Origin of the sequence: Selenihalanaerobacter shriftii (assembly GCF_900167185.1) — a bacterium.
In the GTDB taxonomy this organism is placed as follows: Bacteria; Bacillota; Halanaerobiia; order Halobacteroidales; family Acetohalobiaceae; genus Selenihalanaerobacter; species Selenihalanaerobacter shriftii.
Genome location: NZ_FUWM01000005.1, coordinates 53,478 through 74,118, shown reverse-complemented (window position 1 = coordinate 74,118; position 20,641 = coordinate 53,478). Strand labels below are relative to the sequence as shown.

The window sequence follows — 20,641 nt, the reverse complement described above, 5'->3', positions numbered from 1 at the left end:
CCAAAATAGTGGCTCATGGGGTTGCTTTAAATTATTCGATTAATTCTATAAACTCTGACACAATTTCAGAATCAAATAACTTCCCTGAATTCTTCTTCAACTCTTTAATTGCATCATTTTTGGAAAGACCAATTTCATAATAAGTTTCTTGATTCACTGGATAATAAATTTCATTAGTCATAGCATCATAAGCATCAATAATATGATTTATTCTAGATAATAATGGTATCTCATTTTCTTTTAACCCCTGAGGATAACCAGTACCATCCCAATTTTCATGATGATGTAAGATATAATTAGCAATTGAATTTAAGTATTTAAAATTCTTAGCTATATTATATCCTGCCTCACTATGACTTTTAAACTCTTTCCATTCCTCTTGTGTTAAAGGCTCCTGCTTGCTTAAAATTTCGTTTGAAATAACAAATTTTCCTATATCATGAAACCTTACTAACAAAACTAATTCTTTAATTTGATCATCAGTTAAATTTAAATTCTTTCCTAATTTTTTGGCTAATTTCACCATTCTGTTAGTATGTTCTACTACTTTATAATTAGTAGCTTCCAATCTACCAATTATAGTTTGTAAAACAGGATTTTTTGAATCATTCTTAGTTTCCATTTTATCCTGGTACATCTCATCTTCAGCTTTATTAAATACATTCTCAACATTTTTATTTCTTCTAGTCTTAGTTGCACTTCCTAAAGCAAGATTAGGTGGAATAGGTTTAAATTCTGATGCTTTACAATTTTCTTTAATTCTTTGGATAACCTTTTGTGCATCTTGTCTATTAGTTTTAGGCAGAATGATCCCAAATTCATCACCGCCCCATCTTGCTATTATATCCTTATCTCGAGTAGAATTTCTAATTATTCGTGCTATGTCCTTTAGTAACTTATCTCCTAAATCATGTCCAAAGACATCATTAATAAGCTTCAATCCATTAACATCCCCTATAATTATACTTAAAGGAAACTGTCCTTCATTATTCAATTGGTTTAATTTATCTTCATAGTATTTTCTGTTATAAAGTCCTGTTAATGAATCATGATAACTCATATACTTTATTCTTTCTTCTGTCTCTTTTCGTTTAGTAATATCCATCCCTGAACTTAAAACTTCTTTGACGTTCCCTTCTTCATCTTTTAATATAGTATTATGCCAAGCAATAGTTTTTTTTGTTCCACCTTTAGTTATAATGTTACTTTCAAAATCTTTAAAGCTTTTTAAGTCTCCTGTTATTATCTTTTCAAAAAGATTTCTTACTTCTTCTTTTTCCTTTTTAATAATAAAATATTCAAACCACTTATTACCTATAATTTCCTTTCTGCTATATCCTAAAATTTCACAACCTTTTTTATTAATTAATTTAATTTCACCTTCTAAATTCATAACTAGAAATATAACTTCCGCAGTATTTAAATATTGCTGTAGCTTATTTTTTTCTTGATTCAATTTATGAAACAAAATTTCATAAGGTCTTTGCAAACTGGTCCTATTTATTGCTCTATAAATAAGATAGAATGATATTAATTTAAATAAATGGCCTAGCATATTTGATAAGCCATAAACACTTATATAAAAGGTAAAAGCAAACTCTGATAGAATAGTCATAATTATGGAACCTAACATAAATTCAAACATTCTTTGATTAAATTTAGTTTTATTTTTAATCAATAATCCAATCACTATCAACAATATTCCAGAAATAATATATTCACTAATTACTTTAAATTGAGTAAGACCAGAGTTTTCTACAAAGGCATCAGGAAATATCCCTAAATAAAAGATACTTATAAAGAAAATAATAGAGATAAATGCATATATATAAATTATTTTATACTTATCCATTCTTTGCTTAATAAATTTAAAAGCAATTAATAAAGAAATACTTTCAATATATCTAGAAATAATCCATAATTGGGTTGGTAAGTTAGCACCATATTCTGAAAATATCCCCATCCCCTTATACGAAAATACATGAATTAAATCAAAAAAACCTATAAATCCATAAGCTATCCCTATAAAAATAAAATAATTACTACTAGAAATATGATCAGTATTAAATGCTATAATAAAGATATTAAAGGCTATAATGATACTGAATAATTCTATACTGCTATGAAAGAGTAAATAATCTTTAGAACCCATATATGAAAAACCTACAACTAAAGTTAATAATATTATAAGATTTTTCATTAAAGAATTTTGCTTTAAAGTACCCTCCATATAATCCTCCTTAAATAATCATCGGTATATAAAATTTGGAATAAGAAAATCATTCTACCAAGTTTAAGCTAATTTCAACTATAAATCAACCACAATATTCAACATATTATTTGTATTCATTACATAGTTATTTAGATAAAATTTTAAAAACCCCTTCAACAAAACTAATAATTCAAATATATATCATTTTAAAATTATAAAAATACAATTACATAAAAAAGAAACCCAGAAAAATCTGGGCTTCTCACTATAATATCTTCTCTTAATCGAATAACTTTATTTAACTCTAAATAAATATAAGTGAAATAATAAATACAGTAATAATTGCAGTTATACCCTGCACAAGTGTTCCCATGGAATGAGTTTTATAAGCAGTGGATGTATCAAGATTAGAAAACTGACTTACTACCCAGAAATAACTATCATTAGCATGAGAAATGGTCATTGCTCCTGCTCCTGTTGCCAATACAACTAAAGCTTTAGCCAACTCACTATCTAATCCTAACTGTGCTAAAATAGGACTTACTAAAGAAGCAGTTGTAATTAAAGCTACTGTAGAAGAACCTTGGGCAGTCTTTAAAGCAGCTGCAATAATAAATGGTAAAAAGATTCCTAAATGATATCCAGATAAAGTTGAGCCTAAATAATCACCAATTGGAGTAGCCTTTAGAATTGCACCAAATGCTCCACCAGCACCTGTAATCATAATAATGGAAGCAGCATTTTTCAATCCTTCGCCAACCCAGCCATTAATATATTTTTCATCTAAACTAGGTAATAAACGAAAACCTAAGAAAATACCAAGTATTAGAGCAACTGTTGGGTCTCCAAAGAAATCAAAGAAAGTCTTAATGCTACCTTCACCAAAAGGATGTGTCGGAAAGTCAGCAATTGATTTTAAAGTAATTAAAATAATAGGCACCATAATTGGAGCAAATGCATCAAATACACCTGGTAAACTACCTTCATCTTCTATTTCATTCACTTCAATATCAGCTTCTATATAATAATTAGAAGCAAACTTTGTAGCCCATAAATATCCTGCACCAATCGTCGGAATAGCAACAATTAATCCAAATAAAATTACATATCCTAAATCTGCTCCTAAAGTCCCTGCCGCTGCAATCGGACCAGGCGTTGGTGGAATCAAAGTATGAGTTGCATATAACCCAGAAGATAAAGCAACAGCCATAGTCGCCATAGAAACTTTAGATTTTTTAGCTAAAGATTTATTCAAAGATGATAAGATTACAAATCCACTATCACAAAAAACTGGAATAGAAACAATAGCTCCAGTAATAGACATAGCCAGAGCAGATTTTGTCTTACCAACTAACTTTAAAACAGTATTAGCCATCGTTAATGTACCACGAGATTTTTCTAATAAAGTTCCTATAATAGTTCCAGCTATAATTACAATTCCTATATAACTTAATATACCTCCAAAACCATCAGTTACTGTCTTAATCACCTCTAGAGAATTCATGCCTGATAATAAACCTACTCCGAAAGCTGATAAAAGTAATACTAAAAATGCATGCATCTTTACTCTAGCAGTCATAAGAACTATAAATACAATTGCCGCCGCTAAGATTACTAATAATAATGGTCCTTGTACCATAATTAATTCCTCCTTTTATTGTTTATAAGAAAGTCAAAACTGAATATCCTTATTAATCCACCTCCTTATTTAATAAGATATATTTAATATTCTACCTATATTTTCACCTAATCTTTCTAATAACTCTTGTGCTTGTTCCATAGCATTTTTTAACTCCATCGGCTTATCAACTATAGAAAATAGAGTATCTATTCCCTCTTCATAAACTTTATTAGCCCCATTTCCTAAGCTGCCAGCTATTCCAATTACTGGTCTATCATGCTTTTTAGCTACTCTTGCAACCCCTATTGGAGTCTTACCAAATATAGTTTGCGAATCTATCATGCCTTCACCAGTGATAATCATATCAACTTCTTTAACCTTGTCTTCAATCTTACTAGCTTCAATTACAATATCAACCCCTGGTTTTAATTCTGCTCCTAAAAACGCTGTTAATCCTGCACCTAAACCTCCAGCAGCTCCAGCACCTGGAATATTATTTACATCTTTATTTAAATCACTTTTAATTACCTGGGCAATATTTTTTAACCCCTCATCTAATTCTTTTACTACTTCAGGTGTTGCTCCTTTTTGTGGTCCGTAAATATAAGCGGCACCATTTTTACCATAAAGAGTATTATCTACATCACAAGCTACTTGAATCTCAACTTCTTCAAGCCGAGAATCTAAATCAGTCAGATCAAGCTTTTGAACATTCTCTAGCTCACCACCACCAAAACCAACATTATTTCCGTCTTTATCTAAAAATTCCCCTCCTAACGCCTGAGCCATACCTACACCACAATCATTAGTAGCACTACCTCCAATCCCAATAATCAACTTCTTACAACCCTCATCTAAAGCAAACTTAATTAATTCACCTGTTCCATAGGTAGTAGTCTTTTTCGGGTCTCTTTTATCTTTATGAACTAAAGGTAAACCAGAAGCTGCTGCCATCTCAATTACTGCTGTATCCCCATCTCCTAATACACCAAAAAAGGCTTCAACTTCATTTCCTAAGGGTCCAGTTACTATCTGAGTAACTATCCTTCCATCAGTAGCATCAACTAACGAACGTACTGTTCCTTCTCCACCATCAGCCATAGGTAATTTTTCTATTTCAAATTGTGACTCAGCTCTTTGCAAGCCTCTTTCTAAACTTTCTGCTACCTCTAATGCTGTTAAACTTCCTTTAAAAGAATCTGGCGCGACTAATACCTTCATCATTTTCATCCCCTCTAAATTAAATATCTATCATTGGTTATTAATCTTTATTATTTTCTTAATAATATTTTTTATTTTCTTAATATTATTATAAGTTGTATTTTATCTAAATTCAATTAGCAAACTATACAACTTTTTAGTTGAATCCCCTTTGTTATTTAATCAATTTGCACAAAAAATCTACAATTATCTGTTAATTAAACTCACTTTTATCTTCAGTTTCAAACATATGACATAATAATGTTAATTTAAGACAGACTGCATCATCAAAACTTTTAGGGTCTAAACCGGTAATTTCTTTTATTCTTTCTAATCTATATATTATTGAATTACGATGCAAATAAAGGTTTCTAGCAGTTTCACTTATATTTAAATTATTAGAAAAATATACTTCTAAGCTCTGTCTAAATTGATGATCTAATGGCAATATATCCGCAAAGTTCTTTCTCACTTGTACAGGTAGTTGCTTGGTCATCCTTTCTAATTTCAAATCTTCAATATGATAAACCTCTTTAGAAGAATAAAACTTTTTACCTAAGTTAATTGCTTCTAGACCCTCTTCAAATGACTTTTTAATTCCAAGTAATCCTTCTCTTACTCTACCAATACCAATTCTACAATCAACCTTAAATCGATTCTTTAATCTATCTACTAACCTCTTCTTAGCTTTTAATATATCTTCTAATACTCTTACTTCTTCGTTCTCATAACTTATAATTATAAATTTTTTCCCAGTCAAATGAAAAACTTTTGTAGCAGTCTGCCTACTAAAGAACTTTTCAATACTTTCTCTAATTCTTTTTATATATTGATGTAATTCGGCTTCTCCTCTATTATTAGAATTAGTTAATAATTCATCCCATAAATTAATCACTTCTAAAATAGAAACGAATAAATGCTGTTTGATATTGTAGCCCAATGCTTCTGCTCTGTCATAGATCAAAGCATTTTTAAGATCCAAGTCTCCATTCAATAACTCTTTAATAAAGTATTCTTCAGCTTGTTCCTCTAATTGTAACCTTTGTAAATAAAATGCCTGTTGTAACATTAATTCGGCTGTCATCTTCACTAAACCACCATGCTTTTCTACCTCTTTTGGAATTCCTGTAATCCCTACTACTCCTATAATCTTTCCATTAAAATGAATAGGTAAATTAATCCCTGGTTTTACTCCTTTTAATCTCTCTGCTTCTTGCTTAGATATCTTTAATTCTTTTCCTTCTAATATTACTTCTCTAGCCCCTTCGTGAAGTGTATTAACCCTTTCAGCATTACCGCTGCCAATAATCATTCCTGTTTCATCCATGATATTTATATTTCTCTCTAATATCTGCATAGTTCTATTTACGATAGTTTGAGCGAGATGTGAGGTTAAATTAATTTCTGAATTAGTTTCTATTATTTCCATTTGATCATCTCCTACCTTCACTTATGATTTAACCATTATCATCATAAATTATATTAAAATGAATTATTATAACTATTTTAATATAAATATTCTAGAAATATCAAATTCTTTACAATATTTAAAACCATAATTGCTTAAGCACTTTTTAAATTTTTTATACTTTTTTGATAATTTATTTTAAATAAAAAAAGCAAGACGATAACCGCCTTACTTTACAGATCATATATTATATTCTTTTCTATTAAGACTAAAATTAATGCTATATTAAAGCAAGTAATTCTTCTTTGGCTCTAGGTATAGATAAATTAGGATCAATCACCTGTTTATCAATTAACTCTTCATAGATTTCTACAATCCATGGTTGAGTTAAATTAGCACTCATTAAAAGTTCTTTATCTTTAAATATCTCTTCCGGTTCTCCTGTTCCTAAAATCTTACCTTCTGCAAAAACATAAACATAATCTGCCCAAGAATAAGCCAAATCAACATTGTGAGTAGATAAGACTACTGTAATTCCTTGTTTATTAATTTCATTAAAAAAATCGATAATCTCAATAGAATGTTTAGGATCAAGCCAAACAGTAGGCTCATCAAAGATTATAACTTGAGGCTTCATAGCTAAAATATCAGCAATGGAAATTCGTTTTTTTTGACCATAGCTTAATAAATGAGTAGGCTTCTCTTTAAGATCCAAAATCCCTGTTACTTCCATAGCATCATGAACCCTCTCTTTTACTTTTTCTTCGGACAATCCTAAATTCAGAGGCCCAAAAGATATTTCTTGAAAAACACTAGATGAAAACAATTGCATATCAGGATCTTGAAAAACAATTCCTACATTCTTTCTTAATTCTTTTAACATTTTTTTCTTATAATTAATAACTTCTCCATCAAATAATATTTGCCCTTCATTAGGCTGCAAAATACCATTAAAATGCAAGAATAATGTGGACTTTCCTGCTCCATTGGCACCTAAAACAGCTACTTTCTTCCCTTTTTCAATTGAAATAGATAAACCATTTAATGCTTTAGTTCCATCTGGATATTTAAATATAAGATCTTGGGCCTCGAGTATTGAATCAGACAAACAAATCCCCTCCTGTATAGACTGTAATAAATATTAATCCTATTTCAGTTAATATAATCAAAACTAAATTTTTTCTAGAAAATTCATAATCAGGCTCCAATACTCTAATTTCCCCTTCATATCCTCTAGCTAGTAGAGTAGTAAGTAAGCCTTTAGCACGATAATAAGCCCTAATAAAAAGATTTGAAACCAATTCACTTAATGACAGAAAAGCATTCTTAAAAGAAGAGTACCCTAACCTGGACATTTGTGAAACTCTGATTAAATTGGCTGTGTCTAAAAGTACAAAGATAAAACGATAGATCAAAATCATTAGTTCAATAAATATTTTTGGTACCTTTAACTTCTTAAGTACTGAAATGATTTCTATCATAGGAGTAGTTAATGCCAAAAAATAAAGACAAGAAACTGTTCCTAGAGATTTCAAAAATAAATTTATAGCAATAAGTATATTCTTGAATTTAATTCCAATCTGCCAATCCCATAAGCTAATATAATAAAGAAATCCACTTGAATCTTTGGAAATAGTAATAGCAATAGTAATTGTACTCATCAATAAGAATGAAATGGGGATTAAGATCATTTTGGCAAAAGAAGTTGCTGGTATTTTAGCCCTAAAAATTACTACCCCAGCCATCAATAAAATGATAACTAAGGAAGTAATTATTGAATTAGCTACTAAACAAGTTAACATCGTCAATAAAGCAAATAATGCTTTTTCAATTGGATGTATTGAGCGCAAATTATTAGAATAAGCATACTGGTCGATGTCTATCATCTATTATCTTTCTCCATTTCTGTTTGATATTTAGCTTTGGTTCGTTTAGAACCTATGTAGTATCCTAAAAACCCAGCACCTATAGCTGCTTGTAATGCAAATAATAAGCTTTCTATCTCTCCACTAGGTGGTTCCCAAATGTGGCTAAACCATGATTGATATTCTGGGTTTATCTTCTTAATTATATCTCCAGCTGCTCCATCTGCACCTCCAAATTCAGCATTCGGCTTAATGACAAATGGGGTAATAGTCATAATCAATATTAATATTATAATAATTGAATTCTTAGCTGCTAAACTCATATTCTACCCTCCTTAGAGATAATCGAAAGCTCTTGTAGTTCTCCTTTACTATACTCTTGCAGCACATTAAAAACTAATACTGTTACTAATCCTTCAGTAATAGCCAATGGAATTTGGGTTGTTGCAAATACCCCCATGAATTTAGTCAATGAAACCATAATTCCACCGCTTTCTGCTGGAAAAGCTAAAGATAATTGAACAGCTGTAGTCAAATAAGTTATAAGATCCCCTAACGCAGCGGCTAAAAATACAGCTAGCCAAAGCGGAGCACCTAATTTTTTAGATAATTTATATACACCATAAGCTACAAATGCTCCAACTATCGCCATAGAAAATGTATTAGCTCCTAAAGTAGTCAAACCACCATGAGCTAATAAAATTGCCTGAAAAATCAAGACTATACAACCTAAAACTACCATAGGCCATGGCCCAAAGAGGATAGCTCCTAATCCAATACCTGTTGGATGAGAGCAACTCCCTGTTATGGAAGGTAATTTCAATGAAGATAAAACAAATACAAAAGCCCCAGCTAATGCTAATAGCATCTTCACCCCATGTCCTTGCTCTTCAATAACATTTTTAATATATTTAATTCCTAAAGCTAAGAATGGTAAAATTAACACCCACCAAATTCCTGCCCATTTAAACGGTAGAAATCCTTCAGCGATATGCATTGCATATGCTTTTGGGGAAAAGAACAGTATACCCAATATAAAATAAATACCTATAGAAAAAGCATTCTCCTTACGCATTGATAAACTCCTCCTATTCATAATTCAAATTTAATTTATAATCTTGCTATAATCCTTTATAAAAAACACTTTAAATTTAAAAATCCTTAATCTAGATAAACAAGATTAAGGATAAATAATCACTCATATTATCACCTACTTTCCTTGCCATCGCAGAACATTAGTAGGTCGATGACTAGGCAGGTCTCCTGACTTTTAACATAACGCTAGACTCCCCTTCCCTAGATAATTATAATCTAAGTGGAGTATTAAGCCTAACTAGCTAATAACAGTGGCGGGCCCGTTCAGGATTTTCACCTGATTCCCTATTCTCCTTTAATTAAAATAATTAAAGGCACCTAACCATCAACGATATTCTATTTTTAATAACATTTTATTACACTTCACCTATATAATTCTTTAAAAAAAATAATAATCCTGCTTTGTGATTTAAAAAACTAACTAATATCTTATATAAAAAAGTAAATGCTCCTTTGATCAAAGGAGCATTTACTTTACTGATAATGTTTCTTTAAAAATTTTTCTGCTACACCTGGAAAGAGAATATATGATAATACATCTTCTTCTTTAGTAATAAAATCTTTTATTTTTTTCAATGTGATATCAAATTTAGGCTCTAATAAATCTGCTGGCCTTTCTTTAATTGATAGCTCATCTTCTAATACAATTTCTTTTATTTCAGGATCAATCTCACCTGGAGGTCGTCCATACATCCCTTTAACATAATATTTAATCTCTTTAGAGACTAAGCTATATCTTTCACCAGTTACAACATTAAATACAGCTTGCGTACCAATAATTTGACTAGTAGGTGTAACTAAAGGGGGATATCCCATTTCTTTTCTTACTTTAGGTACTTCTTTTAGCACTTCATCATATCTATTTAACATATTCTGTTCCTTTAATTGATTTCTTAAATTAGATAACATTCCTCCCGGAATTTGACTAGTTAAAACTCGAGGGTCTACATCAAAAGAATCAGCATATTTATCATATTTATTTCTGATTTCTCTAAAATAACCTCCTAATTCCTCCAGCTCTTTCAAATCAAGGTCTATATTCTTCTTTGTATCATCTAAAACTGCTACCATTGTTTCAGTAGCCGGCTGAGAAGTTCCAGAACTTAGAGCAGAAATAGCGGTGTCTATAATATCAACTCCTGCTTCAACTCCTTTTAAATAAGTCATGGCAGCCATCCCGCTTGTATCATGGCTGTGTAATTGAATTATTAAATCTGTCTCCTGCTTTATTTTTTTAACAAGTTCATAAGATTTATAAGGAGTTAATAATCCAGCCATATCTTTTATACATAAAGAATCTATTCCTATGTCCTTTAATAATTTAGCTGTATTAACATAATAATCAACATCATGAATTGGACTAGTAGTATATACTATCGTACCTTGCGCATGTCCACCATATTTTTTAGTATATTCTATTGCTTTTTTCATATTTCTAACATCATTTAATGCATCAAAAATTCTAATAATATCTATTCCATTTATTATTGATTTTTCAATAAATTTTTCTAAAATATCATCTGAATAATGTTTATACCCTAAAATATTCTGTCCCCTCAATAACATCTGTAAAGGAGTATTTTTTACTCTTAATTTTATCTTTTTTAATCTAATCCAAGGGTCTTCATCTAAATAGCGAAGACAACTATCAAAAGTAGCTCCTCCCCATACCTCTAATGAATGATAGCCTAGTTGATCCATTTTTTCTAAAGCTGGTAACATATCCTCTGTTGTCATTCTAGTAGCTAATAATGACTGTTGTCCATCACGTAAAATAGTTTCTGTAACTTTCACTTTCATCATCCCCCCCTTTAACCGATTAATGTTAATAAAACGCCTGCTGCCAAAGCAGAACCTAATACTCCAGCTACATTAGGCCCCATAGCATGCATTAATAAATAATTATTAGGATTAGCTTCTTGTCCTACCTTTTGACTCACTCTAGCTGCCATTGGTACAGCTGAAACTCCTGCTGAACCTATTAAAGGGTTTATCTTAGTATTACTAAAGTAATTCATTATTTTAGCAAAAAGCACTCCACTTATAGTCCCAATCATAAAAGCAATTAATCCTAAGGCTATAATAAATATCGTATTCCAATTCAAAAATAATTCAGCATTGGCTGTTGCACCAACAGTTGTTCCTAAAAATATAGTTACTATATTTGTTAAAGAGTTTCTAGCTGTATCTGCCAGTCTTTCAGTTACTCCACTCTCTTTTAATAAATTCCCTAGCATTAATGCACCTAAGAGAGCTCCTGCTGAAGGTATTACTAGAATACCTAAAATCATTACTATTAAAGCAAAACTTATTTTTTCTTTTTGGGAAACTTCCCTTAATTGAACCATCTCTATATTTCTCTCTTCTTGAGTAGTTAATAACTTCATAATTGGTGGTTGAATAAAAGGTACCAGCGCCATATATGAATAGGCTGCTATAGCCACTGGTCCTAAAAGATGAGGGGCTAATTTCGAAGTTAAGAATATAGCTGTAGGACCATCTGCTCCTCCTATTATTGAAATAGAAGCTGCTTCTGGCAAACTAAAATTTAACAAAAACGCACTTATTAAAGTAAAAAATATTCCTAATTGAGCACTAGCTCCTAATAATATACTACGAGGGTTTGCTATAAGTGGACCAAAATCTGTCATTGTTCCTACTCCTAAAAAAATTAATGGTGGATAAATTCCTAATTTTATCCCTTGATAAATATAATATAATAATCCCCCATTTTCCATTAAATCTGCTAATGGCAGATTGGCTAAAATCATACCAACTCCCATAGGTAGTAAAAGCAGTGGTTCATACTTTTTGTTGATTGCTAAATAGATCAATGATAAACCTATCAATAACATAATTAAATGTTGGAAGGTTAAATTATAAAATCCAGTCTCTACTAATAATTCCTGGATCAGATTGGCATACATTATTAACCACCAACCTCTTCAATTAAAGCTAACTTATCTTTTTGGTTACAATTAACACCTTTTTTAACCAAAATTTTATTGATGATGCCACTGGTAGGTGCTGCTATCTCTGTTTCCATTTTCATGGCTTCTATAGTCATAATTATTTGGCCTTTATTAACTTTAGAACCTTCATCAACCCTTATAGATAAAACTTCACCAGACATAGGAGCTAATACTGGAATTTTATCTTCATTAATCGCTGAATCGGTACTAGAAATAACTTGGTTTACTACTTCATCATCTTTATCAGACGTTTGAGGATTATCTTGTTCTAAATTTTCACTACCATTTGGAGCTTCTCTAATAAAGACTTCATATTCCTTATTGTTGGCCTGAACAATATATCTCTTCATCTTTTACCCTCCCAGCTTTATCAATAATTACTTCTCCTTCATTTAAATCTTCACCAGTATAATAATTTAAGGTAGTCAGAATTGAGACTAGCTCTTCTTCCACTAAATCATTATTATTAGGTATTATTTCTCCTTTAGAAGCGTGTTCATTTTTTACAAATATATATTTAAAGCTAAATAATATACCATAAATTAATAATAAAAAACTAAAGACTACCCCCATTCCTAAGAGACTAGTTATAATCACTTTTTCCAATATAGTTGCCTCCCTTAAAATTAATGATCAACAGTTGGAACAGTTAAACTACCTTGAGGCATTACTATGGTGTTATAATCTCCATTATATTTCTCTTCCACATAATCTATAGCAGCTTGTACACTATCCATTTTCTTAGCAAATAATGTTTCTGTTATATCTTCATCTAAATCAGAAACTAATATAATCTCTTTATGACATGCTACTTGACTAATTGCATATGCTTTATGCCCACCAATTACAAACTGTTTTTTAATTCGCTTTACGTTATCTTCAGGCTTTTGAGCATCATACATCCAATTTTCAAATACCTCTTCTGCTAAACCTTCTTGACATTTAGCCACCCAGATAATTGTTCCACCTAATTTAGTACCGTGGTCGGCATGATCAAGAGCTTTTTGAGCTTGATAAATATTTATATCTCTTGGATAACCTCCTGCACTTACAATTGCCACATCAGTCTTTTCTTTTAATGGCACATGATACATCTTAGAAGAAATATCAGTTCCAGCATACCAGGCTTCTTCTAAATCTCCTGCTACTACCTTAACTATTTCTCTCTCACTATTCGTTACAATATTTAAAATAAAATCTACTCCTACTTTGTTAGCCGCCTCAAACATCTCTAAACTAACTGGATTCTCTTCTAATGGAGGTAAATTCCCTAATAATTTAACCATTCGTGCATGATTAAATTGAATAGTATCTCGACCAGCAACACCTGGTAGGATTGATTTTCTCCCTCCAGAAAACCCTGCAAAATAATGTGGTAATATTACTCCTGTAGTAATGACCATATCTGCGTCTACTACTTCTTTATTTACATGCAGTGTATTTCCAGAACTTAATTCACCTAAATTAACTAAATCTTCATCAGGATTATGAAATTTAAAAGAATAATTTTCTACTAATTCTTTGCCAAAAATCTCTTCATTCTGCTGATCAGTATGTGGGTCATGAATTCCTGTAGCAATTATAAATGTAATTTGATCCTTTTTAATTCCTGCTTCATGTAAATCTTCAAGTATAGGTGGTAATATATAATTATATGGTGTTGGTCTACTTACATCATTAACAATAATTACAACTTTTTTCGGAGATTTTCTTTTCGCCACCTCTAGTAATGGATCTGTACCTATTGGTGATTTTATGCTTTCTTTAATAGCTTCTAATGGATCTTCTACCCCTTCTTTTTCATCTGCTAAGAGTGTCTCTGTTACTTTGCTTTCATCAATTTCAAAACTTACTTTTCCTTCTCCATACTTTAATTCCATTATTCTTTCCTCCTTAGTTATTATAATTGTATCAGTACCAAAATAAAATTGGAAGACCAGTTTTAAGCCTAGTCTTCCAACAACTATTATTAAAAGAACATCCCTGTAGGAAGAGGAATCTTTAATAGATTACTAAAGATAAGGTAAAATGTAGTCACTTCAACACCAGCTAATAAAAATGAAGTAAGTAAGCTACTAACTCCTCGTTTTTCCTTTAATACCCAAAAAGATAACCCCATGGCTACAAAACTAGTTACTGCAAAGCCAATTTTATCTAATAGTAATACCCAAAGAAGACTGATAACTGCAATAGCCATCATTCTTGCCTTATCATCTTCCATAAACATCACACGTTTAGAAGGATTAATCTTACTTTTAATCAGTAAACCTATTCCTGCAATGAAAAGTATGGCGATAATACCTTGTGGAAACAGCTTACCAAAACGAGTAAAGTTACCTACTGCTTTCCAGAAAAGGAATGAAGTAATAACTACAATTAATCCACCAATCAGATCTGTATTATATTCTTTCATTAAGCTGTCACCTCTTTTCCTTTTTTCCGTTCTCTATATTCTTTAATTAACGGCCAAACTCCAGAAATTATAGTAAGACATATTAATGTTATTGAGATTGGTCTAGTAAAGAAAGTTAACCATGGATTTGGTAAAGCCATACCCATTAAATAACCTTGTACTAAACCTTTCTCAGCAATCGGACCTAATATTAGGCCTAAAACAACCGGTCCAGGTTGGAAGCCTAATTCTTTTAAAACATAACCAATTAATCCTATTACTAACATAACTACTACATCTGCTATATTATTTCGAATAGAATAAGAACCTAAGATTGTTAAGAAGATAATAGATGGTACTAATACTCTATTAGAAATATTAGTAACAACCTTATAAATAGTTTTCCCTCCTAAGGCTCCCACTACAAACATCATAACATTAGCTACAAATAATGATAACATAAATGCATAAGTAATTTTAGCATTTGTTGAGAATAATTCAGGGCCAGGTCTTAATCCCTGTAACATTAAAGCACCATATATGATTGCTGCCGGTGGTGAACCTGGTATACCTAAAGTAAGTAAAGGAACCATTCCACCTTCAATCGTAGCATTATTAGCTGCTTCTGTAGCGACTACTCCTTGTGGATTACCTGTCCCGAAGCTATCTGAATCATCAGAAGCTTTTTGAGCTTCATTATAAGCAACTAAATTTGCAATACTTCCTCCAGCCCCTGGTAAAACCCCAACAAGCGCTCCGATAATTGAAGATCTAATAAAGTTGATAGGTTTTTTAAATACATTTAGAAAGGCTTTCTTTACTACTCCAGACTGATCACTAACTTCAACATCTTTCTTTAATTCACTTTTCCTAAGGTTTCCTGCTGTCTTTAACATTTCAGGAATACAGAAGAATCCAATTAAGACAGAAATTAATTGCACCCCACCTTGAAAAGCGGGTATACCCATAGTAAATCTAACATCTCCACCTATTGGAGCAATCCCAATCATACTAATCAACAATCCTAAAATCCCACCAGTTACTCCCTTTAATATAGATTTTGAAGCTAAGCTAGTAATGATTGTTAACCCAAAAATACTAACCCAAAAATATTCAGGTGGTCCAAATTTAATAGCTACTTCAGATAAAGGAACTGCAAGAAAGATTAAGATGATAGTACCGATAATTCCTCCACCTGCAGATGCCCAAGTAGCTGTAAGAATAGCTTCCTCTCCTCTACCCTGTTTAGTCATAGGATATCCATCAAAAGTAGTTCCAATTGAAGATGGTGTTCCTGGTGCATTAACTAATATAGCTGAAAAAGCACCGCCAAATATTGCTCCACAATAGATTGCCCCGATTGTTACTAAACCAGTAATCGGGTCCATTGAAAAAGTAAAAGGAACAATTAATGCTACAGACATAGTAGCTGTTAAACCTGGTAAACCACCAGCTATCATACCACCTGTAACACCAAATAACATAAATAGCATATTCTTTAAAGTAAGCATTGCACCAAATGCTGTTATAATATGTTCTATCATGACTACTCTACCTCCTTCTTTATTTAACTATTTCAGGATCTTATTCTTATTTAACGGCCCTCACATATGTGAGAGCCGTTTTGGTTATTAATTATAGTAATCCTACTTCTTTTAATAATTGTCTATAATACTTCGTTCTTTTCTCAATAAATTCTTCAGTCTCCTCAGGTCCCATATTAACTAACTGGAAACCCATACTTTCTAATTTCTTCTGGAATTCAGGATCGTTATTAAGCTTTCGATTTGCTGCAGCTAACTTCTTAATCTTAGCTTCAGACGTTCCTGGAGGCACTGCCATTCCACGATAAGCACCTTCTACATAATCATAACCTAATTCCTTAAATGTAGGTACATTAGGTAATGCAGGAACTCTTTCTTCAGAAGCTACTGCTAAAATTCTCATGTCATCTCTATACTGCTTACCCATACTAGTATAAGTCATTAATGCACTTACGTGACCACCTATTAAAGCTGGTACTGCTTCTCCAGAACCAGTAAATGGTATATAAGTAGTCTTAATTCCAGCTGCTTGGTTAAATTCTAAAGTTCCTAAGTGATTAGCACTATAACTACCACTTCCACCAATAACTACAGCACCTGGAGCCTTCTTAGCATAATTAATCAGTTGGTCTAATGTCTTAAACTGACTATCTTTAGGTACTGCTAAAATATTTGGAGTAGACTGGAAAGTATAAACCGGCTTAATTTTTTCAGTTTGATAGCCAGGATTATCTCTTACTAATGGCTGTAAAATAATGTGCGGAAGATTAAAACCAGCTACTGTATAACCGTCTGGATTAGAATTAACTAATTCTGACCAACCTACAGCACCACCTCCACCAATCTTATAATTAACTACCACATCAGTACCTAATACTTTTTCTAAAGGCTTCTGCTGAGCTCTAGCAGTTAAATCTGATTCTCCCCCAGGATTAAAACATACAATATAATTTAACGCTTTATCAGTAGGATAAGCTGCTAAAATCGGACTACTAACCAATGTAACCATTAATAATGTTAATAAAATGCTACTAATTAATCTCTTCTTCAATTTAATAACCTCCTTGAGTTTTAATTGATTTGTAATTTGCTTTATTAATTGCTTAAACTTTCTCTTGTCCCTCCTTTCTAACCAATTATTATTCATAAGTTTCTTACTATTCACTATAAAATAATTTTCTGAAATTTTAAATAATTAGATCATAAAGTTCATTAATTATCTTTTTGTCCATTTTGTTCTTTATTATAATTAATCACTCCACCGGCTTCGATAATTTCCAAAATATTATCTGGTAAAGATTTGAATTTATATTCAGTGCCATCCTCTTTAGTAATCTTACCGGCGCCTAAATCAACAGTAACCTTATTACCTTCTTCTACTTCCAACTCTGAAACCTCAATTACTGGTAAACCCATATTAATAGCATTTCTATAGAAGATGCGAGCAAAAGATTTAGCAATAACCGCTGCTACTCCTGTATTCTTTATACAGATTACTGCATGTTCACGGCTAGAACCACATCCAAAGTTACTACCACCTACAATGATATCACCATCTTCTACTTCTTGAACAAAATTAGGATCTGCCCCCTCCATAGCATGTTCAGCAATCTCTTGATGATCAGTTAACGCTAAATAACGCCCTGGATATATTTGATCAGTGTCTATGTTATCTCCAAATTTAAAAACCCTACCACAAATCTCTTCCATCTTATTCTCCCCTCCCTTTTAATTCACCTGGGTCAGCTAAACTACCTTTTAATGCAGTTAAAGCAGCAGTTGCCGGTGATGCACTATACACCTTTGCTCCTGTACTACCCATTCTACCTGGGAAGTTTCTACTAGACGTAGCCACACATGTCTCTCCATCAGCCAATACTCCCTGGTGAGCACCTAAACATGGTCCACAACCTGGCGCTGAAATTGTAGCTCCACTATCAACTAATGTTTGAATATAACCTTTCTCCATTGCCGTCTTATAAACTTCATCAGATGCAGGAATCACAACTAATCGTATATCATCTGCAATCTTTTTACCTTCTAGAATTTCAGCTGCCACCCGTATATCATTCACTCTACCACCGGTACAAGTTCCTATAAATACTTGATCAACCTTTTCTCCTACTACATTACTTACTTTATCAACATTATCAATACTATGTGGCTTAGCTACAGATGGATCTAAATCACTCACATCAAAATGATGAACTTCTACGTATTCAAAATCTTCATCAGTTTCTACAATCTCAAATTCTCTGTTTACTCTTGGCTCTAAGTAATCTAAAGTCTTTTGATCTGGCTTAATATAAGTAGTTTTGGCCCCCATCTCAACTGACATATTACATAGAACCATACGCTCAGCTACAGACATTTCCTCTACTACAGAACCTGTAAATTCTATAGCCTTATATACAGCTGCATCTTGTTTTAATTCACCCAAAATATGCAATATTACATCTTTAGCCATAACATTTGGTTTTAGTTCACCATCTATTTTTATCTTAATAATTTCAGGCACTTTAAACCACAGTTCACCAGATAACAATATTGTTGCTAAATCAGTTGCACCTACGCCAGTACCAAAAGCTCCAAATGCCCCATGTGTTGTTGTATGGGAGTCAGTAGCTACCAAAATCATTCCAGGGTGTACTAACCCTGCCTCTGGTAAAACTTGATGACAGACTCCTGCATTAATATCAAATAAGTGATCTATATCTTGTTCTCGACAGAATTCTCTCATCTTTTTATGATTATCTGCAGCTTTAATTGTAGGAGTAGGACTATAATGGTCAAAGACAAATGAAACTTTATCTGGATTCCAGACCTTATCTCCTCCCATTTCTTTAAATGATTTAATTACCTGTAAATAGAGATCATTAACCTCCACTAAATCAACCTTGGCAGTCACAATCTCTCCAGTAGAAACCCTCTCTTTATTGGCTGCTTTAGCCAAATATTTTTCAATTGCATGCATCTTACTTCACTCCTCCTTAGCCATTAACTTCTTTACATTTTCTAATTCCGTATCATAATCAATCTCTATTTGAGCAACCCCACTTTTAATAGCCGCTTTTGCTACTTCAGCAGCAATCTTAGGTACTACTCTTTTGTCGAAAGGATCAGGAATTACATATTCAGCATTTAATTCTTCTTCAGATATTAAATTAGCTATTGCATATGCTGCTGCTACCTTCATTTCCTCATTAATATCAGTGGCTCGTACATCTAATGCTCCTCTAAAGATTCCTGGAAAAGCTAGAACATTGTTAACTTGATTAGCAAAATCAGAACGTCCAGTTCCAACTACTGTTGCTCCTGCTTCTTTAGCTTCATCTGGTAGAATCTCTGGTACTGGATTAGCCATGGCAAACAAAATAGCATCATCGGCCATACTTGTTACCATCTCTTTTGAAACAACATTTGGAGCTGAAACTCCGATAAAAGCATCTGCACCTTCCATAGCTGCTGCTAAATCACCGGTTAATCTTTCTTGATTTGTTATTTCAGCTATCTCAGCTTGAAGTGAATTCATTTCTTCTTCATCAGGATGTAAGATTCCGAAAATATCACACATAATTACATCTTTAACTCCTACACTTAATAATAATTTAGCAATTGCTATTCCAGCTGAACCAGCACCATTAATCACTACCTTGGTATCTTCAATATCTTTCTTTACATATTTTAGTGCGTTAATTAAACCAGCTAGTACCACAATAGCTGTTCCATGTTGGTCATCATGAAAAATTGGTATATTCGTTTCAGCCTTTAATCTTTCTTCAATTTCCACACACCTAGGAGATGCGATATCTTCTAAATTAACTCCACCAAATGTAGGTTCTAATCGCTTTACCGTCTCTACAATTTCTTCTACATCTTGAGTATTAACACAGATAGGAAATGCATCTACCCCACCAAACTCTTTAAAAAGCACAGATTTCCCTTCCATTACTGGTAAAGAAGCCTCTGCTCCAATATTACCTAACCCTAAGACCGCACTTCCATCAGAAACAACAGCCACTAAATTACTCTTTGCAGTATATTCATATACCTTATTAATATCTTGATTAATCTCTTTACATGGTTCTGCCACCCCTGGTGTATAAGCTAATGCTAAATCACGCCCATTGCGTACTTGTACTTTGGTATTTACCATTAATTTCCCTCGATATTTTTTGTGTAATTGTAATGCTTCAACTTTTGCACTCATTACAATTCCCTCCTCTCAACATTTGTTATAAGTATAAAAAAAGAAACTTCAAATAACAAGTAAAAGTACATAATGTTCAAAAAGATCAAAAAAATTTAAAAATAAAAAATGAATCAGGGAAT

At 32.1% G+C, this 20,641-nt stretch carries 19 protein-coding genes and 1 riboswitch; all 19 genes read right to left on the bottom strand.

Annotation, left to right across the window (positions count from 1 at the left end; genetic code table 11):
• Positions 1 to 31: 31 nt before the first annotated feature.
• The gene (locus B5D41_RS02775) at positions 32 to 2,230 is read right to left on the bottom strand and encodes an MASE3 domain-containing protein (protein WP_078809081.1); all 2,199 of its coding nucleotides are present in this window, start codon (positions 2,228 to 2,230) and stop codon (positions 32 to 34) included.
• 286 nt (positions 2,231 to 2,516) lie between these two features.
• On the bottom strand, positions 2,517 to 3,851 hold the full coding sequence (locus tag B5D41_RS02770) for a GntP family permease (RefSeq protein ID WP_078809080.1): 1,335 nt from the start codon (positions 3,849 to 3,851) through the stop codon (positions 2,517 to 2,519).
• Between the two features lie 69 nt (positions 3,852 to 3,920).
• The gene (locus B5D41_RS02765) at positions 3,921 to 5,054 is read right to left on the bottom strand and encodes a glycerate kinase family protein (protein WP_078809079.1); all 1,134 of its coding nucleotides are present in this window, start codon (positions 5,052 to 5,054) and stop codon (positions 3,921 to 3,923) included.
• 193 nt (positions 5,055 to 5,247) lie between these two features.
• Positions 5,248 to 6,462, bottom strand: a complete 1,215-nt coding sequence (locus tag B5D41_RS02760) for a CdaR family transcriptional regulator (protein WP_078809078.1) — start codon at positions 6,460 to 6,462, stop codon at positions 5,248 to 5,250.
• Positions 6,463 to 6,721: 259 nt separating this feature from the next.
• Positions 6,722 to 7,549 carry an energy-coupling factor ABC transporter ATP-binding protein gene (locus B5D41_RS02755; protein ID WP_078809077.1) on the bottom strand — a complete coding sequence of 276 codons (828 nt, stop codon included), beginning with the start codon at positions 7,547 to 7,549 and terminating at the stop codon, positions 6,722 to 6,724.
• Positions 7,542 to 8,327: a cobalt ECF transporter T component CbiQ gene (gene cbiQ, locus B5D41_RS02750; protein ID WP_078809076.1), complete on the bottom strand. Its 786-nt coding sequence runs from the start codon at positions 8,325 to 8,327 to the stop codon at positions 7,542 to 7,544. The genes B5D41_RS02755 and cbiQ overlap by 8 nt, the downstream gene beginning before the upstream one ends.
• Complete coding sequence (locus tag B5D41_RS02745; protein ID WP_078809075.1) at positions 8,324 to 8,629, bottom strand: energy-coupling factor ABC transporter substrate-binding protein; 306 nt, start codon at positions 8,627 to 8,629, stop codon at positions 8,324 to 8,326. Before B5D41_RS02745 ends, cbiQ begins: the two co-directional genes overlap by 4 nt.
• On the bottom strand, positions 8,626 to 9,381 hold the full coding sequence (locus B5D41_RS02740; protein WP_078809074.1) for an energy-coupling factor ABC transporter permease: 756 nt from the start codon (positions 9,379 to 9,381) through the stop codon (positions 8,626 to 8,628). Before B5D41_RS02740 ends, B5D41_RS02745 begins: the two co-directional genes overlap by 4 nt.
• 161 nt (positions 9,382 to 9,542) lie before the next feature.
• A riboswitch (cobalamin riboswitch) is annotated at positions 9,543 to 9,738 on the bottom strand.
• Between the two features lie 137 nt (positions 9,739 to 9,875).
• A complete protein-coding gene (locus tag B5D41_RS02735) occupies positions 9,876 to 11,204 on the bottom strand; it encodes an oxaloacetate decarboxylase subunit alpha (protein ID WP_078809073.1) in 1,329 nt (442 codons plus the stop codon).
• Positions 11,205 to 11,212: 8 nt separating this feature from the next.
• Complete coding sequence (locus B5D41_RS02730; protein ID WP_078809072.1) at positions 11,213 to 12,328, bottom strand: sodium ion-translocating decarboxylase subunit beta; 1,116 nt, start codon at positions 12,326 to 12,328, stop codon at positions 11,213 to 11,215.
• A gap of 2 nt (positions 12,329 to 12,330) precedes the next feature.
• On the bottom strand, positions 12,331 to 12,723 hold the full coding sequence (locus B5D41_RS02725; protein ID WP_078809071.1) for an acyl-CoA carboxylase biotin carboxyl carrier protein subunit: 393 nt from the start codon (positions 12,721 to 12,723) through the stop codon (positions 12,331 to 12,333).
• Complete coding sequence (locus B5D41_RS02720; protein ID WP_234983881.1) at positions 12,692 to 12,970, bottom strand: OadG family protein; 279 nt, start codon at positions 12,968 to 12,970, stop codon at positions 12,692 to 12,694. The genes B5D41_RS02725 and B5D41_RS02720 overlap by 32 nt, the downstream gene beginning before the upstream one ends.
• Positions 12,971 to 12,999: 29 nt before the next feature.
• Positions 13,000 to 14,253: a nickel-dependent malate racemase, LarAH6 family gene (locus tag B5D41_RS02715; protein ID WP_078809069.1), complete on the bottom strand. Its 1,254-nt coding sequence runs from the start codon at positions 14,251 to 14,253 to the stop codon at positions 13,000 to 13,002.
• Positions 14,254 to 14,342: 89 nt separating this feature from the next.
• Entirely contained in the window at positions 14,343 to 14,786 is a 444-nt protein-coding gene (locus tag B5D41_RS02710; protein WP_078809068.1) for a tripartite tricarboxylate transporter TctB family protein, read from the bottom strand.
• On the bottom strand, positions 14,786 to 16,309 hold the full coding sequence (locus tag B5D41_RS02705) for a tripartite tricarboxylate transporter permease (protein WP_078809067.1): 1,524 nt from the start codon (positions 16,307 to 16,309) through the stop codon (positions 14,786 to 14,788). Before B5D41_RS02705 ends, B5D41_RS02710 begins: the two co-directional genes overlap by 1 nt.
• Positions 16,310 to 16,400: 91 nt before the next feature.
• On the bottom strand, positions 16,401 to 17,360 hold the full coding sequence (locus B5D41_RS02700; RefSeq protein WP_200806405.1) for a tripartite tricarboxylate transporter substrate binding protein: 960 nt from the start codon (positions 17,358 to 17,360) through the stop codon (positions 16,401 to 16,403).
• A gap of 161 nt (positions 17,361 to 17,521) precedes the next feature.
• Positions 17,522 to 18,019, bottom strand: coding sequence for a 3-isopropylmalate dehydratase small subunit (locus tag B5D41_RS02695; RefSeq protein ID WP_078809065.1), 498 nt, complete (start codon positions 18,017 to 18,019; stop codon positions 17,522 to 17,524).
• 1 nt (position 18,020) lies between these two features.
• Positions 18,021 to 19,283, bottom strand: a complete 1,263-nt coding sequence (locus B5D41_RS02690) for a 3-isopropylmalate dehydratase large subunit (protein ID WP_078809064.1) — start codon at positions 19,281 to 19,283, stop codon at positions 18,021 to 18,023.
• Between the two features lie 6 nt (positions 19,284 to 19,289).
• The gene (locus tag B5D41_RS02685) at positions 19,290 to 20,519 is read right to left on the bottom strand and encodes an NAD(P)-dependent malic enzyme (protein ID WP_078809063.1); all 1,230 of its coding nucleotides are present in this window, start codon (positions 20,517 to 20,519) and stop codon (positions 19,290 to 19,292) included.
• Positions 20,520 to 20,641: the final 122 nt, after the last annotated feature.

Excerpts from the sequence above, each read along its gene's own strand:
- B5D41_RS02735 (WP_078809073.1), bottom strand. The coding sequence starts at position 11,204 with ATGATGAAAGTGAAAGTTACAGAAACTATTTTACGTGATGGACAACAG.
- B5D41_RS02740 (WP_078809074.1), bottom strand. The coding sequence starts at position 9,381 with ATGCGTAAGGAGAATGCTTTTTCTATAGGTATTTATTTTATATTGGGT.
- B5D41_RS02765 (WP_078809079.1), bottom strand. The coding sequence starts at position 5,054 with ATGAAGGTATTAGTCGCGCCAGATTCTTTTAAAGGAAGTTTAACAGCA.
- B5D41_RS02770 (WP_078809080.1), bottom strand. The coding sequence starts at position 3,851 with ATGGTACAAGGACCATTATTATTAGTAATCTTAGCGGCGGCAATTGTA.
- B5D41_RS02760 (WP_078809078.1), bottom strand. The coding sequence starts at position 6,462 with ATGGAAATAATAGAAACTAATTCAGAAATTAATTTAACCTCACATCTC.
- B5D41_RS02715 (WP_078809069.1), bottom strand. The coding sequence starts at position 14,253 with ATGGAATTAAAGTATGGAGAAGGAAAAGTAAGTTTTGAAATTGATGAA.
- B5D41_RS02725 (WP_078809071.1), bottom strand. The coding sequence starts at position 12,723 with ATGAAGAGATATATTGTTCAGGCCAACAATAAGGAATATGAAGTCTTT.
- B5D41_RS02705 (WP_078809067.1), bottom strand. The coding sequence starts at position 16,309 with ATGATAGAACATATTATAACAGCATTTGGTGCAATGCTTACTTTAAAG.
- B5D41_RS02690 (WP_078809064.1), bottom strand. The coding sequence starts at position 19,283 with ATGCATGCAATTGAAAAATATTTGGCTAAAGCAGCCAATAAAGAGAGG.
- B5D41_RS02730 (WP_078809072.1), bottom strand. The coding sequence starts at position 12,328 with ATGTATGCCAATCTGATCCAGGAATTATTAGTAGAGACTGGATTTTAT.
- B5D41_RS02775 (WP_078809081.1), bottom strand. The coding sequence starts at position 2,230 with ATGGAGGGTACTTTAAAGCAAAATTCTTTAATGAAAAATCTTATAATA.
- B5D41_RS02695 (WP_078809065.1), bottom strand. The coding sequence starts at position 18,019 with ATGGAAGAGATTTGTGGTAGGGTTTTTAAATTTGGAGATAACATAGAC.
- B5D41_RS02685 (WP_078809063.1), bottom strand. The coding sequence starts at position 20,519 with ATGAGTGCAAAAGTTGAAGCATTACAATTACACAAAAAATATCGAGGG.
- B5D41_RS02745 (WP_078809075.1), bottom strand. The coding sequence starts at position 8,629 with ATGAGTTTAGCAGCTAAGAATTCAATTATTATAATATTAATATTGATT.
- B5D41_RS02710 (WP_078809068.1), bottom strand. The coding sequence starts at position 14,786 with ATGAAAGAATATAATACAGATCTGATTGGTGGATTAATTGTAGTTATT.
- cbiQ (WP_078809076.1), bottom strand. The coding sequence starts at position 8,327 with ATGATAGACATCGACCAGTATGCTTATTCTAATAATTTGCGCTCAATA.